4 protein-coding genes are annotated in these 2,984 nt (G+C 70.4%); 3 read left to right on the top strand and 1 reads right to left on the bottom strand.

Annotated elements, in window-relative coordinates; all coding sequences use genetic code 11:
• Window positions 1-435: helix-turn-helix transcriptional regulator (locus U9980_RS26820; RefSeq protein WP_322770477.1), on the bottom strand; the 435-nt coding region annotated here is incomplete at its 3' end.
• A gap of 585 nt (window positions 436-1,020) precedes the next feature.
• Between U9980_RS26820 and fxlM the strand changes: the two genes are divergently transcribed.
• From fxlM to U9980_RS26805, 3 genes are all read left to right on the top strand, one after another.
• Window positions 1,021-2,274: a methyltransferase, FxLD system gene (gene fxlM, locus U9980_RS26815; protein WP_322770476.1), complete on the top strand. Its 1,254-nt coding sequence runs from the start codon at window positions 1,021-1,023 to the stop codon at window positions 2,272-2,274.
• A complete protein-coding gene (locus U9980_RS26810) occupies window positions 2,274-2,423 on the top strand; it encodes an FxLD family lanthipeptide (protein WP_322770475.1) in 150 nt (49 codons plus the stop codon). The genes fxlM and U9980_RS26810 overlap by 1 nt, the downstream gene beginning before the upstream one ends.
• Before the next feature lie 78 nt (window positions 2,424-2,501).
• Window positions 2,502-2,984, top strand: a 483-nt coding sequence (locus U9980_RS26805; RefSeq protein ID WP_322770474.1) for a lantibiotic dehydratase, incomplete at its 3' end; no start/stop codon positions are given.

The following is a 2,984-nucleotide window of genomic DNA, read 5'->3' as shown; positions in this document are numbered from 1 at the left end:
AGCCGGTGTGGGGGACTGTGGTGGCGCGGGCCGGCGCATGCTGTTGATCAGGAGCATGTCCTCGGGTGCGAGATGCTCCCGGTCGTCGAGGTCGAGCAGATTGTGGATGTCGGTGCCGTAGACCGCGGCGAGCACGACGAGGAGCCGCGGGGTGAGGCGCCGACGGGCCGGGAACGGCCAGTTCTCCAGCTCCGACAGCCACGGGGCGCTCATCGAGGCGGCGCCATCCGCGTCCAGGCCGATATGGGCGATATGGGCGTTGATGTGGCCGGCTGCCTGCTGCTGGGTCCAGCCGTGCGCCACCCGGTGCGCGGCGCGAGGCCGCAGCCGGTAGCGACGCGCGAACTCGACGGCGATCTCGTCGTGCGCCATTCCCACCGCGCGCATCCGGGCGCGCAACTCCTCCTGCTCGACCCGCTGGCTGGTCTTGCCCATGCCGAGGTGCCCCTCCCTGAGCGTGGACGGCGATCGGCCTGGGGCTCTCGGCCACCGACCGAACCATCGCAACCGTAGTCGTCCGCTCACGGCCAGAACAGAGGGGGCGAGTTGATCGAAGTGGCTGCATCGTCGGTCATGCCTGACAGGACGTGGAATGCCGCCGGCCATGGCGCTCGCCGGGACGAACAGGGCCGCAGGATGCTGCTGTCTCTGCGGCACCGTCCAGGCGACACGCGCGATCGCGTCCCTGCGGACTCGCCGAACGAATCGGCATGATCACGCTGGATAAGGGCGAGCAGGCGGCAGTGTTCTCGCAGGTCATCGACCTCGTGGGGGGCCGAAGAAAACGTTCGTGGTGGGGGGAATGACTCGCCTCCTGGGATCGGCCATCGTGGTGACGCACCGAACACACCATTAACGTGATCTTGTTGGTTGCGTGAGCCGCGACGCCCGGAGGGAAGCAGAATGACCACTCTCCCGTCGCCGGTCGGCCCGGCCCGCGCGAGAGCAACGACGCCGTCGGGGAAGTCTCGGGGCCGCCCGACCTGTGGCGGTCCGCACGTATCGGGAGAGGACACCGTGATGAGCATCGGGACCATAGGCGGCAGCGAGAGCCTCCGTCACGAGATGGTCGACCGGTTCGTGGCCGATCAGGCCGCGGAGGGCTGCTCGTCGCGGCCGGAGGTGGTGGCGGCGATGCGGACCGTTCCCCGTGAGCTGTTCACACCGGGCGTGACGCCGGAGCGCGCGTATGAGAACGACGTGGTCTCCTTCAAGCGACATGGTACGGAGAACATCAGCACGGTGTCGGCGCCGTTCGTGATCGCGCGGATGCTTGGTCAGGCGACGGACGCGCTCGACGGGCTCGATGGCCGGCACGTGCTGGAACTAGGGAGCGGTGGCTATAACGCGGCCCTGCTGCGGGAGCTGGTCGGCCCGTCAGGGTCGGTGACAACCGTCGACATTGACTCCGAGGTGACCGACCGGGCGACCGCCTGTCTGTCGGCGGCGGGCTACCACGGCGTGACCGTGGTATGCGCGGACGGCGAATACCCGATCGCGCCGGCCCGCCGCTTCGACTTGATCATTGTCACGGTTGGTGCGTGGGACATCCCACCGGCGTGGCCCGATCAGCTCACCGATGATGGCGTGCTGGTGCTGCCGCTGCGCACGTTCGGGATGACCCGGTCGTGGGCGTTGCGGCGCCGCGAGGGCTGCCTGGTCAGCGTGAGCCAGCGGTTGTGCGGGTTCGTCTCGATGCAAGGCGCCGGCGCCCATGAGGTGCGCTACGTCGACATCGCGGACGGTGTTCATCTGCGGCTGGATGAGGGCCAGCCCGTCGACCCGGCTGCGGTCGCTGATCTCCTCACGACGCCGCGCGAGCAGGTGTGGGCCAGGGTGAGCCTGCCGCCCCGCACCGACCTGTCCGACCTCGATCTGTGGCTGGCGACCCGGCTTCGACGCGAGGTGGAGCAGTTCGTGGTGCTCTCCGCGCAGGAGGAGGCCGTCAAGGCCGGCATCGTCACGCCCTCGTGGCGGTTCGCCGTCCCGGCCACCCTCGACGGCGGCACGCTGGCCTACCGGTCGGCCCTCCGCTGGACTGACCGGCTTTTTGATCTCGGCGCGTGTGCTCACGGGACCGCGGCGGTCGCGGCGGCCGAGCGGATGGTCGAGCGCATGCGGGCGTGGGTGGACGCGGGCTGCCCGCCGCCGAGGCTGCACGTGCTTCCCGCGCATACCCCCGACGGCGACTTGCCGGACGGGGCTGTCCTGGACAAGCGGCACAGCCGCCTTGTCCTGACCTTCATCCCCGATGAGGAGAACGGAGCCCCCTGATGGAGTCCACGGAGAACGACGGGTACGAGCTGGATCTCCGCCTGGTCGACGCCGGACCCGCCGCCGACGGATACGCCACCAGCACCGACGACAACTGCGGCTCAGGCAACACGAAATCAGACGCCTGCTCGGGCGGCAGCGGCGGCTGAACCGCGCAGTCCGCGGGCCCGACCGCTGGCGGCCGGGCCCGCCGTCCCTCTCGGCCAGCTCCGGAACGGAGCGGAGACATGTTTGACGCGACGGGCGCGGCGTTGATCAGGGCCGCCTCCTATCCCCGAGATCTGACGCTGCCCGCATGGCCCGACCTAACCACGGAGCAGCCCGACGAGTGGCTGGAGTGGCTGCGAAAGGCGTGGGCGCGGCCGGCGTTCGCGGTCGCGGTTGGGCAGGCCGCGCCCGACCTGGCCGTCCAGATGGCCCGCGCCCTGGCCCACGAGCCGATGGAAACGCGCCGGCTACGGCGTTTGGTGGAGGCGACGGTCCGCTACCTGCTGAGATGGACGACCCGCGCTACTCCGTTCGGCCGGTTCGCCGGGGTAGCTCCGGTCGAGTTCGGCCCGCGCGCGGCGGTCCGCTGGGGCGAGCGTCATCACACCGTGGCCCGGCCCGACGACCGGTACATCGCCGAGGTCACGGCGGTGGCGGAGCGGGATCTGGCGACGGTCCGCGCGGTCACGGTGGTGACGAACCAGCTGGGGTATCGGCGGGGC

This window comes from Protofrankia sp. Cr1 (genome assembly GCF_963555865.1).
Taxonomy (GTDB): Bacteria; Actinomycetota; Actinomycetes; order Frankiales; family Frankiaceae; genus Protofrankia.
Note: the sequence above shows the minus strand (reverse complement) of the source record. Positions and strands in the feature narration are given on the sequence as shown.